The following is a 12,795-nucleotide window of genomic DNA, read 5'->3' as shown; positions in this document are numbered from 1 at the left end:
TGTCGCCAGCGTACTGGCTGGCGGCAAGCAGCTTGGACAGGATCTCGCCGTTATGACTGATACCCAGACTTCACCCGACACCACCGCTGAAAAAGACGCACCGCCAGCGGTCGAGCTGCCATGGGCGGATGTCCACGTCGAGCACCACAAGATGCTCCGCCTGGCGCCGCTGCAGACCGACCGCAACACCGGTGGGCGGCCGCTGCGCTTCGTTGAGTTCGGTTACGCCGAGCGCAACGGCAAAGAACACAGCCTGATGCGCATGGCGATCAAGTTGCCCGCGCAGCGCGTGCGCAAAGAGCAGAATCATCTGGACGTGTGGGTAGATCACACGACCAAACGCGTGCATTTCGGCCCGGACAGCGGTTTGCAGATCGAACCGATGAACCGTGGCATCGGCCGTTTCATGGCCGCCCAGGGCATCAACTGGGCGAAAAAACGCTGGCCCACCTACACCGTCGACGGCATGGACTTGAACAACAAGGACGCGCTGAACGAAGACACTCGCCTGCGCCGCGATCACTTTCTGCGGGTGCACGGCTTTGATGTGGTTTACGCCGACGCCCAGCATTTGAAGGGCAGCGTCAAGGAAGTGCAGGTCGGTGATTTGCTGGGCGACTGGAACAGCGAAAAGCTGCAGATCGTCGAGATTCTTGAAGCCGCGCAGATGTTGCAGCAGGCCGAGCAGAATCTGGCCGAGCAGGAAGTGAAGCTGAAGAAGCAGGAAGACAAGGTCAGCAAGTTCAAGCGCGAAGACGCCGGGTTGCGGTTCACCATTACTTGTCTGGTGGCGTTTGCGGTGTTTCAGGCCGGGTTGCTGATCTGGATTGCAACGCACCGCTGACTGATTGATCCCAGGCTCTGCGTTCAGTTTGGGGTGGGACGCGGAGCGTCCCGGGCTGCATTCCCACGCAGAGCGTGGGAACGATCGGCGCCCCGTCAGCGTTCGGCGTCAGTCAGACGCGGGAAGCGAACAGTGCCTGATGGGCGCGGCACTGTTCGGCGGTCAGCATGAACACGCCATGCCCGCCGCGCTCGAACTCCAGCCAGGCAAAATCGACTTCCGGGTACAGCGCTTCGACGTGCACCTGGCTGTTGCCCACCTCGACAATCAGCAACCCCTTCTCGGTCAGATGATCCGCCGCTTCGGCGAGCATCCGGCGTACCAGGTTCAAACCGTCATCGCCGCAGGCCAGGCCCAGTTCCGGCTCGTGCTGGTATTCGTCCGGCATGTCGGCGAAATCTTCCGCATCGACGTAGGGCGGGTTCGACACGATCAGGTCGAAACGTTGACCCGGCAGACCATCAAAACCATCGCCCTGCACAGTGAACACACGCTCATCGACGCCATGACGCTCGATGTTCTGGTTCGCCACTTCCAGCGCTTCGAACGACAGATCCGCCAGCACCACTTCGGCGTTCTGGAACTCGTAGGCGCAGGCGATGCCGATGCAGCCGGAGCCGGTGCACAGGTCGAGAATGCGCGCAGGTTCGTCGCCGATCCATGGGGCAAAACGGTTTTCGATCAGCTCGCCAATCGGCGAACGCGGGATCAGCACACGCTCATCGACGATGAACGACATGCCGCAGAACCATGCCTCGCCCAGCAGGTAAGCGGTCGGAATGCGTTCTTCGATGCGGCGCTTGAGCAGGCGCTGAAGATTGACCAGTTCATCGTCTTCCAGCGCGCAATCCAGATAGCTGTCGGCGATTTCCCATGGCAGGTGCAAGGCACCCAGCACTAGCTGCCGGGCTTCGTCCCAGGCATTGTCGGTGCCATGGCCGAAAAACAGATCCTCCCCATGGAAGCGGCTGACGGCCCAACGGATGTGGTCGCGCAGGGTACGAAGTCGGGAAGTGATCACGGGGCAGAACTCCAGAAAAAACGACTGGCGATTCTAGCAGCCAAAACGCGCCGCGACGACGCAGGAAAGATTCCGGGGCGACAGTAGGACTCTTCCGATTTTCCCATCGGCTATTGAACAGATCGTGTAACTTGACAAGGCTGCAGGCCAGCAACGACGGTGTCTACGATGGTAGCGATTCACAGAACCGCTCAGCCAGAGGACAATGTCGCAAAAGCCCCACCCGAAGGAGCCCCAGAATGTCCGTTCCAAAAACGATGTTTCAACTCAGCGGTCGCGGTTACGCAGCGGCCACGTTGAGCCATGCCACCGTGGTCATCATCGATGCCCAGAAAGAGTACCTCAGCGGCCCGCTGGCCCTGAGCGGCATGGACGCGGCTGTCGCGAACATCAAACAACTGGTTGCCGCCGCTCGCGCAGCCGGCCGGCCGATCGTGCACGTGCGCCACCTCGGCACCGTCGGCGGTCTGTTCGACCCGCAGGGCGAACGCGGCGAGTTCATCCCCGGCCTGGAACCCCAGGGCGATGAAACGATCATCGGCAAACTGCTGCCGAGCGCCTTTCACGGCACCGAACTCTACGATCGTCTGCAAACCATCGGCTCGCTGGACCTGATCGTCTGTGGTTTCATGAGCCACTCCAGCGTCAGCACCACCGTGCGCGCGGCGAAGAACCTGGGTTTCCGCTGCACCCTGGTCGAAGACGCCTGCGCCACCCGCGATCTGCCGTTCAAGGGCCGCGTACTCAGCGCTGAACAGGTGCAGGAAGCGGAGATGGCGATCATGGCCGACAACTTCGCCACCCTCGCGCTGACCCAGGATCTGATCTGATCGACCGTAAATGAGCGGTTCAGCCCGCCGCTCATCTGCAAAAACCTCGCATTTGCTTCAATTACCCTAGCCTCAGGAACAACCCGGTCAACTCCCGGTCGAAGGGCCGATACCCATTGAGGAAGGTCGGAATGAAGTTATCCGATGGATTTGACGCACGCCGCTTGCGGCCCAAAGGCCAAAGCAACTGGCGATTTCGATTCGGCGCGGCGATCGCGGCCATACTGGCCACGTTCGGCGTGCTGCTGGCGATGGCCGGGGCCGCCAGCCTGCTGGGGCGCCCGCCGGCGCTCGGCGACCTGAATGCAACACCGCTCGGCTCGGCGATCATTCTCGCAGTCGGCCTGCTGTTCCTGTATTTCGGCGTGGCCCTGTGGCGTCGTTGCCGGCGTCGCGCACGGCAATCGCGGGAGCTGAACATGTCCCCGCACCTGATGAAAAAACACGATTGATCGACGGCCTGGCTTTTTGCCGGGCCGTTTTGTGTCTGTTTGGGTAAACTGGCCGCCCTTCGCGGAGGCTGACATGCAAGACGACGATTTTTCTCTGTTCAAAAGTGCGATCCAAGGCGTCAAGCCGATCAAGCACGACCGCGCCGACACCGGCAAACCCAAGGCTGACCGTGACCGGATCGCCAAGCTGCGCCAGTCCGCCACCGTGCGCACCGACACCGCTACCGTTGATGGCCTGTCCGATCAGTTCGTGATCGACGTCGGTCCCGAAGACGAGTTGATGTGGGCCCGCGACGGCGTGCAGGAAAGCCAGATGCGCAAGCTCAAGATCGGGCAGATCCCGTTCGAAGGCAGCCTCGACCTGCACGGCATGAGCGTCGAAAAAGCCCGGGAAACCCTTTGGGCCTTTCTCGCCGAAGCGACCAAATTCGAAATCCGCTGCGTGCGCGTTACTCACGGCAAGGCTGTGCGTCTGGATGGCAAGCGGCCGATGATCAAAAGCCACGTCAACACCTGGCTGCGCCAGCATCCGCAAGTGCTTGGCTTCACGTCCTGCCAGGCGAAACATGGCGGCGCCGGCGCCGTGTATGTGATGCTCAAACGCACCATGATGGAAGGCCGCGACGAATAATCCCGTTACACCGAACTTGCAGGGTCGTGTCCGCCACCGTACCCTTGCCCTTTGCGAAAATCCCCACAGGTAGTTTCATGTCCCTGGAACAGAATTACACCGCGATTCTCGGCCAACTGGGCGAGGACGTCTCCCGCGAGGGCCTGCTCGACACGCCAAAGCGTGCCGCCAAAGCCATGCAGTACCTCTGCCGCGGTTATGAACAGACGCTCGAAGAGGTCACCAATGGTGCCCTGTTCAGCTCCGACAACAGCGAAATGGTGCTGGTCAAGGACATCGAGCTGTACTCGTTGTGCGAACACCACCTGCTGCCGTTCATCGGCAAGGCCCACGTCGCGTACATCCCGAGCGGCAAAGTGCTGGGCCTGTCGAAGGTCGCGCGGATCGTCGACATGTACGCCCGCCGCCTGCAGATCCAGGAAAACCTCAGCCGCCAGATCGCCGATGCGGTCCAGCAGGTCACCGGCGCGCTGGGCGTGGCCGTGGTGATCGAGGCCAAGCACATGTGCATGATGATGCGCGGTGTCGAGAAACAGAATTCGTCGATGATCACCTCGGTGATGCTCGGTGAGTTCCGCGAAAACGCGGCGACCCGCAGCGAGTTTCTCAGCCTGATCAAGTAATGCGTGACACAAAAAAACCGGCGTTGATCGCCGGTTTTTTTTCGTCCGTGAAAAATCGGGTAAGCTGCGCGCCTTCTTCAATGTCCCTGTGAGGCTTGTAACGTGTTCGTCAAAGCGCTTCGTGTCGGCCTCGGCCAACTGATCATTTTCGTTGATTTCCTGACCCGCCCGGGCAAGAAGCAGCGCCCCGCCGCTGCCCAGGCTCAGGTTGATGCCGCCGCCAAGGACCTGACCATGTATCAGTTCCACGCCTGCCCGTTCTGCGTGAAGACCCGCCGCAGCCTGCGTCGCCTGAATGTTCCGGTGGCCCTGAAGGACGCGAAAAACAACGAGCAGGATCGTCAGACCCTGCTGGAACAGGGTGGCAAGATCAAGGTGCCATGCCTGCGCATCGAAGAGAACGGCCAGACCACCTGGATGTATGAGTCCAACACGATCATCGAGTATCTGAACAAGCGGTTCGCCGCAGTCTGACTCAAAAAAACCGGCCTGATGGCCGGTTTTTTTATGCCGCCTGCGCGGCCTGGGCCTGGCGCACCACCGCCGCCAGACGCTTGAGCCCTTCATCCAGTCGGGCCGGATCGATGTGGCTGAAGTTCAGGCGCAGGTGGCCGGGGTTGCGATCCGGCTCGGGGAAGAACGGTTCGCCCGGCATGAACGCCACATCATTGGCCAGCGCGGTGTTCAGCAAGGTGCGGGTGTCCAGCGGTTGCTTCAGGGTCAGCCAGAAAAACAGCCCGCCCTGGGGTGTGTTCCAGTCCGCCAGATCGCCGAAGTGAGTTTCCAGCGCTGATTGAAATGCATCGCGACGCTGACGGTAGAAGCCACGCAATTCACTCAAGTGCTGCTGATATTTCTCACTGCCAATCCACTGCAACGCCTGCCACTGACCGATGCGGTTGGTGTGCAGATCCGCCGATTGTTTGAGCTTGAGCAGATGCGGGAAAAGATCCGGGCTGGCGATCAGGTAGCCGACGCGCAGACCCGGTAGCAGGGTTTTCGACACGGTGCCGGTGTAGATCCAGCTGGATTTCTTCAGGCGTCCGGCAATCGGCTGGGCACTGCCGCCATCGAAGGTCAGCTCGCGATAAGGCTCATCTTCGATCAGGGTCACGCCGAATTCGTCGAGCAATGCCGCAACGGCTTCGCGCTTGGCTTCGCTGTAGCGCACGGCGGACGGGTTCTGGAAGGTCGGAATCAAATAGATGAACGCCGGACGATGCTGCTCCAGGCGCTGACGCAATTGCGCAAGGTTCGGACCGTCAGCCTCCAGCGGCACGGTCAGGCAATCGGCGCCGAACAACTGGAAGATCTGCAAGGCCGCCAGATAGGTCGGCGCTTCGAGCAGGATTTCGGTGCCCTTGTCGATGTACAGCTTGGCCGCCAGATCGAGGGTTTGCTGGGAGCCACTGACCACCAGCACCTGACTCGCCTCACCCGGCAAACCCAGCGCCCTCGCCTCTGCCGCCAGCGCTTCGCGCAGTGCTGGCTCGCCTTCACTCATGCCGTACTGGCCGAGAGACAGTGGCATCTCAGCCCATTCAACTTTCGGCAGCATCGCTTCGGCCGGTAAACCACCGGCGAATGACATGACCTCCGGGCGCTGGGCCGCAGCAAGGATTTCACGGATCAGAGAACTTTTGAGGCGCGAGACACGTTCGGAAAAAGCCATGGAAGTCACCGCTAGCGAGGCATGGAAAAAATGAGTCAAACTTGTTGACTGAAATTACGACACCCTCTCTGGAAACGTCAATATGCTTGACCTTAAAAACTGCGCCAGCCAGCAACAAGCCATGGAAGCGTTTTTCTTCGGTTACCAGGCGTTCACCGCCAAGGCCGATGAAATGCTCGAGCGTCGCGGCTTGTCCCGCGTGCATCAACGCATCGTGTTTTTCATCGCTCGCTATCCGAACCTGAGCGTCAAGGAATTGCTCGCGCTACTCGGCGTCAGCAAGCAGGCGCTGAACATGCCGTTGCGGCAATTGCAGGAAATGCACTTGGTGGACAGCGTGGCGTCCGAGACAGACAAGCGTAAACGCCTGCTGGAGCTGACCGTTGAAGGGGCGAAATTTGAACAGGCATTGCGCCGCGAGCAGGTGAAATTGCTTGAGCGCGTCTTTGCCGAAGCGGGCGAAACGGCGGTCAACGGCTGGCTGGCGGTGAATCTGGCACTGGGAACACATCGTCCGAACGAGTGATATAGCTTGATCGCCAGTATTTTCGTCTACAAAACCAAAAACAATATTTGCTTTATTTGTACACAAAAGCATAATCCACAGCGTGCGAGTTCCTGACCGCATGGTCAACAAATTCGCGTATGCCTCAAAGGGCCGCTGCCACCCCTCATGGGTCCGGTCCTGGAAATAACAATAAAACTCTTGAGGAGTACTCGCTGTGGAAAGCCGCAAATCCGAAGCATCGACGCTGGAACTCTCGCCGCCGTTACGCAATGGCCTGCTTGAGCGCATCTTTAAACTCAGCTTGCATGGCACCACGGTGAAGACCGAGCTGATTGCCGGTCTGACAACCTTCATCACCATGGCCTACATCATTTTCGTCAACCCGAACATCATGGCCGATGCCGGGATCGATCACGGTGCAGCCTTCGTCGCCACCTGTATCGCCGCCGCGCTGGGCTGCCTGCTGATGGGCCTCTACGCCAACTGGCCGGTAGGCCTGGCGCCGGGCATGGGCCTCAACGCGTTTTTCACCTACACCGTGGTCGGCACCATGGGCTACAACTGGGAAACCGCGCTCGGTGCGGTGTTCGTCTCGGGCGTGCTGTTCATGATCCTGACCTTTTCGCGGATTCGCGAATGGCTGCTCAACAGCATTCCGGTCAGCCTGCGCTATGCAATGGGCGCTGGCGTGGGTCTGTTCCTCGGGCTGATCGGCCTGAAAACCGCCGGCATCGTCGTCGATAGCCCGGCCACCCTGATCAAACTCGGCTCGCTGCGTGAACCCGGCCCGCTGCTTGCCGCCATCTGCTTCCTGATGATCGCGATCCTCAGCTATCACAAAGTGTTCGGCGCGATCCTCATCAGCATCATCACCGTGACCCTGGCTGGCTGGGGGATTGGTCTGGTGCACTACGAGGGCATCATGTCCGCCCCGCCAAGCCTGGCACCGACCTTCATGGCCATGAACGTCGCCGGCGTGTTCAACGTCAGCATGATCAGCGTGGTGCTGGCCTTCCTCTTCGTGCACATGTTCGACACCGCCGGCACCCTGATGGGCGTCGCCCAGCGCGCCAACCTGGTGAACGCTGACGGCCGCATCGAAAACCTGTCCCGCGCCATGAAAGCCGACTCCGCCTCCAGCGTTTTCGGCGCAGTGGTCGGTGTCCCTCCAGTCACAAGCTACGTGGAAAGCGCCGCCGGTGTAGCGGCTGGTGGTCGGACTGGTCTTACCGCAGTCACCGTGGGTGTGCTATTTATAGCCGCGATGTTCTTTGCACCGCTGGCCGGCATGATTCCCGCCTATGCCACCGCCGGCGCGCTGATTTACGTAGCGATGCTGATGATGGGCGGCATGGCGCACATCGAATGGGACGAAGCGACCGACAGCATTCCGGCGATCGTCACCGCGATCATGATGCCGCTGACCTTCTCGGTCGCCGACGGTATCGCGCTGGGCTTCATTACCTATGTCGCGCTGAAGGCCGGCACCGGCAAGTACAAGGAAATCTCCGTCAGCCTGTGGGTGCTCTGCGCGATCTTCATCGCCAAGTTCATCTTCCTGTAAGCGCTACGCGGTTCACGCTTCAAAACAGCCTCACCCCACCGGGTGGGGCTTTTGCACATTCTTGATAACGATAAAAAGGAGCAAGTGATGAGTCTGGAAACCTGGCTGCTGTTCAGCGGCGCTGCGCTGGTGGTGATCCTGATTCCGGGGCCACTGTCGTTGCTGATGATCAGCAACAGTCTGAATTACGGTCTGCGTCGTTCGTACCCGGCGTTTCTCGGTGGCGTGTTCGCCTCGATCTGCCTGCTCAGTGCCTCGGCGCTGGGGCTGGGCGCCTTGCTGCTGGCGTCCGAAAAACTGTTCAGCGCCCTGAAGATCGTCGGCGCGATCTACCTGTTCTACCTCGCCTGGCAGAGCTGGCAGCAATCGCGCCAGCCGTCGGTGGGTGCCGAAGTACCTCAGGCTGCACCGGTTCCGAAATTCCGTGCATTGTTCAGCCGGGCCTTCGTGCTGGGCGCGAGCAATCCGAAAGACATTTTGTTTTTCGCCGCGTTTCTGCCGCAATTCCTCAGCGCCGAACAACCGTTCCTGCCGCAACTGCTGGTGATGATCGCCACCTGGACGCTGCTCGATCTGCTGTGCAAATTGACCTACGGCCTCGGTGCCCATGGTGCAGCGCGTTACCTGCGCAGCGGCAAGGGTCAGAGCTGGTTCAACCGCATCAGCGCCGGATTGTTCGGCGGTGCCGGTGCCGCATCGCTGCTCAGCGGGCACTGATTCCTCGCAGACAATCTTCTGAGCTTCAGAAATTTCAAAGCTGGCTGCCAGTTTCGACACTTGATTCATGCATCGAAACTGGCAGCAACTTCCGTTTCCAAAACGCAACACACCGCAACACCCCGCCGATGTACATCGTTTGAACCCTCTTCCTAAGATGACGCCACAGCGCAACCTCATCTTCAGAACAAGGATGTTCAAATGGCTACCCTTATCCTCCCGTCATCGATCGAACATAACGACGTAGACATTGCCGACATGCAACTTGTCGGCAATGAACGGCAACCGTCAACGATCGACTATGACGACAACAATTCCCTCCAGACCCCGCCCGCGCTCAAACGCAAAAGAGCGCAACTGAAAACGGTAGACCAGGTATTCGGCCCACTGCAGATAGGCGGATATTCAATCACCCGTAGAGCCCTGGATACATTGGGCGCGACCATTGACGGGCAACCCCTGAACGGCAAGAACACGTTTTTCCGCACGCCCGGAAAGCGTTTAATCAATGCGTTGCAGTTTGATCCAGCCGTCATTGAAGCGCGGATGAAAACAACGACCGGGGCGGATGATTATCTGCTTCCCAGCCTGCTCTTCGAACTTGCCAGCCATCGCCCCTTGACGGCGCCGCCGTTGTTGCATGACTCATTCGATTCCCCGAGCGATCCAGGTACTTATCCGGGCAAGCTGAAACAACTTCTGAACGCAGCGCAAAAACTCGACATCCGCCATGCCCATATTCAGGAGCCACTCCCAAACTGGGTCAAACGCTCAACCAGCCGCACCATGGCCAGCACGGGTATCGGACTTCAGGCGTTCGGGATCTACAGTGGTCTGCGCGGCCTGCAAGATGCAATCAGAGACAAGGATTCATATGGCATCGTGTTCAACAGTTCGGCGTTCAGCGCTGACGTTGCTTCGATAGCGATCGATCTCGCGGTAGCTCGCAAAGCCACGCAAATGCTCAAGGCCAGCGAGAGTGCCTTCAAGGGTTTTGCCAAAACCAGTTTCGCCCTGAAACTGGGGCGCGGCGGCGGCTTGATTGGCGGCGCCCTGACGCTGCCCTTCGATATCATTTCTGCGGTGGATGGTTTCAAGGCGGCAGCCCGGACAACCGGCAAAGAATCCATCAATCACTATGTGAATGCCGGGTTGAGTGTCACCAGCGCGGCCATGACCGTGCTGCTCGGTGCAGCGGCACTGGCCGGATTCTCCTCGGCGGGCCCGATCGGGCTGATCGCCGGTTTGCTGCTGGTCGCGGGATCCCGAGTCTGGGCGGCGATCAATGTGGTCGATGACATTGACGACTACATCACGTTGACCACCGAAGAGCGTCTGCGCACCGGCTGGTTTGCGTTCTGGGGTATCAGCCCGGATGAAAGCATTGAAGATCGCCACCTTATCGCCAGGTCGGCCGCCCGACACTCACAACAACTGCGCGCCACTGCCCGAAAGTTGCTGGACGAGACACTAAAAGACCAGGCCGAAGCCATCGTCAATGGCAGTTTCCAGGTGGATGTCGAACCCATCCAGGTCGCGACTTATGAGTGGACAGCACAAAACCCGAAGTACAAAACCATCAAGCGTCCCCGCATCAACGATCACAACGACACCATCGATGCACGCGCAGGCGTTACCAAAGACACTCCCGGAGCAGTGCTTGGAACTTCTGCCGACGACAAGGACATCCTGTGGTTTATCGGCGGCGGTAACGACACTATTCAAGGGGTGAAAAAAAAGCCCAACGGCTTCTATTACGCTGCGGGCCATAAATCCCTGAACGGTGGCGAGAAAGCCGACGAGTTCATCTTCGAGGGCGCTGCCGACCTGCTGAAAACCGGCACCCAAGAAACACTGATTTCCGAACTGCAAGGTGATGCAGGTAACGACACGCTGAAACTGGCGGGACACTTCCCGGAAACCAACGAAGATCGTTACGGATTCCGAGTGGACTTGCATAAGGGCGAGATGTCGCTACTGGTCAAGCCGCCCACTCCAAAAGAGCAGGCCTACAGGCTGCACAGTCATCTGCAAAGTATCGAAAACGTCGAGACGCTGGCCGGTGCAACCAATGAAGTCATCGGTAGTGACGGTCCGAACATCATCAAGTCCCGTGGTCGCGACGAGATTGATGCAGGCCCCGGCGAGGATCAGATTTATTTGCTCAGCCATTACGTATCGGCCAATGGCGGCAAAGGCAAAGATGCCTACGCTATCGCTCATGTCCCCGGCACAGCATCGATTATTGAAGACGGCGCAGAGGAAAGCATCATTGCACTGGACTGGCGATCGGACCTGATCGAAAGCTGGAAGATCGAAAACCGGGAGTTGGTCATCACATCAGGATTCGAATTCGACGACGTCAGCAAGAAAGTGGTCAGGATCAAGAATGTCTACCAGCGAACCGGGGACAAACGAGCGCTACAGAATGGAAAACTGACCTTCATCACCAAAGACGGATTTCATCTCGTGCCAGAACTTCCAGCCAGCATCGAAACGCCGCAAGCGGTCGATGTGGCAGTGGTGATCCTGCGACAGGGAATCCGACAGCTTCCGGTCATCGTGTTTGATACGAAGTGCACCGTCCCCAACGACAGGAGTTCGAGCTACTGGCTGTCACGCAACAATATCCAGACAGTTTTCCAGGTAACAGCGCCCGGTAATAATGGGGTCACTACGCTGCACATTGATTGCCCCAGCACAGAACTGACGCGCGTCGAGGCTTATTACAGCGCCGACCTCATACACGGAACTCACTTCAACTACATCATGTACAAGGAGTGCGGGATGACCCTGCATTTCGGCAGCAAACAGCTAGCGATCAAAAATCTTGCCTCTTCGACCATGTCCGGCATGCGCGATCTCAAGCCCCGATTGAAGGCCCCCGTACTGGCAACCCATCACTCGTTCATTCTGGTCATGAACGACGGCGCGTCTTATCGGCTTGTTCAGCCCGCCGTCACCGACAGTCATTTTTGGAACGACACGTTTGAAATAAGCGGTCCGATGCATTGGACCAGCAACGTGCCTCTGCCACTTTCCCCCAGAGCGGGAACGCATCAATACCTGCAACCGCTCGACAACCAGGCACATGCGCTGGGTAGCCGGGAGAAGTGCGTCATGCTCAAACCCGCTGCGTACCAGACTGCCGTGGAAAGCCTCACCGGTGAGGGCTCGAAGTACCTCGTCCACCTCAGTCCCGGCATGTCGTTGCGCATTTCCACACCCGACGCATTGGCGAGCGCGAGCCAGCAACTGGGATTTTCCTCGACGTGGGAATTCGACGCCTCCAGCCTGGGCACGGTCGAGATCACGCTCGTCGACAACCGGTTACAGATCGGGCAGACGATCATTTACCTGCCGCAATACCAGAACACGGGCGACCTGATCGACCAGATTCGCATCATCACCGCGCAAGGCATTGTCTGGGCGGTCGACCTGATCTTCGAAGCGGTTTATATCGAAGCGATCGATGCACGGTTTCTCGTACCGCCAACCGACCTCTCCACCCCGTTGCCTATCGAACTGAAGCACTATCCGGAAGACGACATACTTGTGCGCAACATGGCCATGAAAGATGGCACCCTCGGCGCCCTGCGATTTCACCTGGCGCAACGTCAATGGCTACTCGACACGGACAAGTCCCGCGAAATTGATCGCCAGGATCTGCAGACGACCAACCACTGCACCCACCAACTGAAACTGTTCGAAGAAGTGGCACAGATCGGCCTCGCTTACACTCCCCCGCTGGGCGACCACGCCTTGAAACTCCTGCGCGAACATTGCATCAGGTTGATGGGCGATCTCTCGCTGGACTACCCGGAGAAACTGGAAAAGGCGAAACACTTCGCCTGGCTTTTATCCGGACAAACGCACTACAACTGATGCCCTCGGGAGCAACGGACTCAGCTGGAAACGCTTTGCATCAGTCGC

Annotated in this window: 12 protein-coding genes; 10 read left to right on the top strand and 2 right to left on the bottom strand. The window is 58.9% G+C overall.

All coding sequences use genetic code 11. The features are described 5' to 3' along the window. The first annotated feature begins 52 nt into the window (after positions 1-52). Complete coding sequence (locus AC0R79_RS09880) at positions 53-844, top strand: hypothetical protein (protein WP_007960006.1); 792 nt, start codon at positions 53-55, stop codon at positions 842-844. Between the two features lie 112 nt (positions 845-956). On the opposite strand, the gene prmB is transcribed toward AC0R79_RS09880, so the two are convergent. Continuing rightward, a complete protein-coding gene (gene prmB / locus AC0R79_RS09875; protein ID WP_007960007.1) occupies positions 957-1,865 on the bottom strand; it encodes a 50S ribosomal protein L3 N(5)-glutamine methyltransferase in 909 nt (302 codons plus the stop codon). 239 nt (positions 1,866-2,104) lie between these two features. Between prmB and AC0R79_RS09870 the strand changes: the two genes are divergently transcribed. The 5 genes from AC0R79_RS09870 (at position 2,105) to AC0R79_RS09850 (ending at position 4,875) form a co-directional block, all read left to right on the top strand. After that, positions 2,105-2,695, top strand: a complete 591-nt coding sequence (locus AC0R79_RS09870; RefSeq protein ID WP_011333204.1) for a cysteine hydrolase family protein — start codon at positions 2,105-2,107, stop codon at positions 2,693-2,695. A 131-nt stretch (positions 2,696-2,826) separates the two neighbouring features. After that, positions 2,827-3,147 (top strand): hypothetical protein, encoded by a 321-nt coding sequence (locus AC0R79_RS09865; RefSeq protein ID WP_007960009.1) that lies wholly within the window; start codon positions 2,827-2,829, stop codon positions 3,145-3,147. 73 nt (positions 3,148-3,220) lie between these two features. Beyond that, on the top strand, positions 3,221-3,778 hold the full coding sequence (locus tag AC0R79_RS09860; RefSeq protein WP_474734251.1) for a Smr/MutS family protein: 558 nt from the start codon (positions 3,221-3,223) through the stop codon (positions 3,776-3,778). 77 nt (positions 3,779-3,855) lie between these two features. Further along, positions 3,856-4,401 (top strand): GTP cyclohydrolase I FolE, encoded by a 546-nt coding sequence (folE, locus tag AC0R79_RS09855; RefSeq protein WP_003204506.1) that lies wholly within the window; start codon positions 3,856-3,858, stop codon positions 4,399-4,401. Positions 4,402-4,503: 102 nt separating this feature from the next. Next, entirely contained in the window at positions 4,504-4,875 is a 372-nt protein-coding gene (locus tag AC0R79_RS09850; protein ID WP_474734248.1) for a glutaredoxin family protein, read from the top strand. A gap of 31 nt (positions 4,876-4,906) precedes the next feature. Here AC0R79_RS09850 and AC0R79_RS09845 read toward each other — a convergent pair whose 3' ends face one another. Continuing rightward, entirely contained in the window at positions 4,907-6,073 is a 1,167-nt protein-coding gene (locus AC0R79_RS09845; protein ID WP_474734246.1) for an aminotransferase-like domain-containing protein, read from the bottom strand. A gap of 82 nt (positions 6,074-6,155) precedes the next feature. On the opposite strand from AC0R79_RS09845, the gene AC0R79_RS09840 reads away from it, so the two are divergent. The 4 genes from AC0R79_RS09840 to AC0R79_RS09825 all read left to right on the top strand — a co-directional run bounded on the left by AC0R79_RS09840 (position 6,156) and on the right by AC0R79_RS09825 (position 12,747). After that, complete coding sequence (locus AC0R79_RS09840) at positions 6,156-6,599, top strand: MarR family winged helix-turn-helix transcriptional regulator (RefSeq protein WP_085608807.1); 444 nt, start codon at positions 6,156-6,158, stop codon at positions 6,597-6,599. Between the two features lie 196 nt (positions 6,600-6,795). After that, on the top strand, positions 6,796-8,145 hold the full coding sequence (locus AC0R79_RS09835) for an NCS2 family permease (protein ID WP_007960018.1): 1,350 nt from the start codon (positions 6,796-6,798) through the stop codon (positions 8,143-8,145). 87 nt (positions 8,146-8,232) lie between these two features. Further along, entirely contained in the window at positions 8,233-8,862 is a 630-nt protein-coding gene (locus tag AC0R79_RS09830; RefSeq protein ID WP_007960020.1) for a LysE family translocator, read from the top strand. 201 nt (positions 8,863-9,063) lie between these two features. Further along, positions 9,064-12,747 carry a calcium-binding protein gene (locus AC0R79_RS09825; protein WP_474734244.1) on the top strand — a complete coding sequence of 1,228 codons (3,684 nt, stop codon included), beginning with the start codon at positions 9,064-9,066 and terminating at the stop codon, positions 12,745-12,747. Positions 12,748-12,795: the final 48 nt, after the last annotated feature.

This window comes from Pseudomonas sp. HD57-3 (genome assembly GCF_056113135.1).
This window is presented reverse-complemented; position numbering and strand designations above follow the sequence as displayed.